Annotated in this window: 1 rRNA gene; it reads left to right on the plus strand. The window is 56.7% G+C overall.

Annotation, left to right across the window (positions count from 1 at the left end):
* Positions 1 to 52 precede the first annotated feature (52 nt).
* Positions 53 to 1,330 (plus strand): 23S ribosomal RNA (locus ACZ3YO_RS39895); the annotation flags it as partial.

Consider the following 1,330-nt stretch of genomic DNA (forward strand, 5'->3'; position numbering starts at 1 on the left):
GGTGGGTGACTGGTCGTTGTTTGAGAACTGCACAGTGGACGCGAGCATCTGTGGCCAAGTTTTTAAGGGCGCACGGTGGATGCCTTGGCACCAGGAACCGATGAAGGACGTGGGAGGCCACGATAGTCCCCGGGGAGCCGTCAACCAGGCTTTGATCCGGGGGTTTCCGAATGGGGAAACCCGGCAGTCGTCATGGGCTGTCACCCATACCTGAACACATAGGGTATGTGGAGGGAACGCGGGGAAGTGAAACATCTCAGTACCCGCAGGAAGAGAAAACAACCGTGATTCCGGGAGTAGTGGCGAGCGAAACCGGATGAGGCTAAACCCAGGTGGTGTGAGACCCGGCAGGGGTTGCCACTTGGGGGTCGTGGGATTTTTCTTGACCGGTCTGCCGGCCGGTCGGCGAGTCAGAAACCGTATGGATAGTCGAAGGACATGCGAAAGGTCCGGCGTAGAGGGTAAGACCCCCGTAGACGAAATCTGTACGGCTCGTTTGAGAAACTCCCAAGTAGCACGGGGCCCGAGAAATCCCGTGTGAATCTGGCGGGACCACCCGCTAAGCCTAAATATTCCCTGGTGACCGATAGCGGATAGTACCGTGAGGGAATGGTGAAAAGTACCGCGGGAGCGGAGTGAAATAGTACCTGAAACCGTGTGCCTACAAGCCGTGGGAGCGTCGGACATGCAGCTTGCTGTGTGTCTCGTGACTGCGTGCCTTTTGAAGAATGAGCCTGCGAGTTTGCGGTGTGTAGCGAGGTTAACCCGTGTGGGGTAGCCGTAGCGAAAGCGAGTCCGAATAGGGCGTTTGAGTTGCACGCCCAAGACCCGAAGCGGAGTGATCTAGCCATGGGCAGGTTGAAGCGGAGGTAAGACTTCGTGGAGGACCGAACCCACCAGGGTTGAAAACCTGGGGGATGACCTGTGGTTAGGGGTGAAAGGCCAATCAAACTCCGTGATAGCTGGTTCTCCCCGAAATGCATTTAGGTGCAGCGTCACGTGTTTCTTGCCGGAGGTAGAGCACTGGATAGGCGATGGGCCTCACCGGGTTACTGACCTTAGCCAAACTCCGAATGCCGGTAAGTGAGAGCGTGGCAGTGAGACTGTGGGGGATAAGCTCCATGGTCGAGAGGGAAACAGCCCAGAACACCGACTAAGGTCCCTAAGCGTGTGCTAAGTGGGAAAGGATGTGGAGTCGCAGAGACAACCAGGAGGTTGGCTTAGAAGCAGCCACCCTTGAAAGAGTGCGTAATAGCTCACTGGTCAAGTGATTCCGCGCCGACAATGTAGCGGGGCTCAAGCACATCACCGAAGTCGTGTCATTGCAGCA

This window comes from Kitasatospora sp. NPDC022785 (assembly GCF_055561295.1).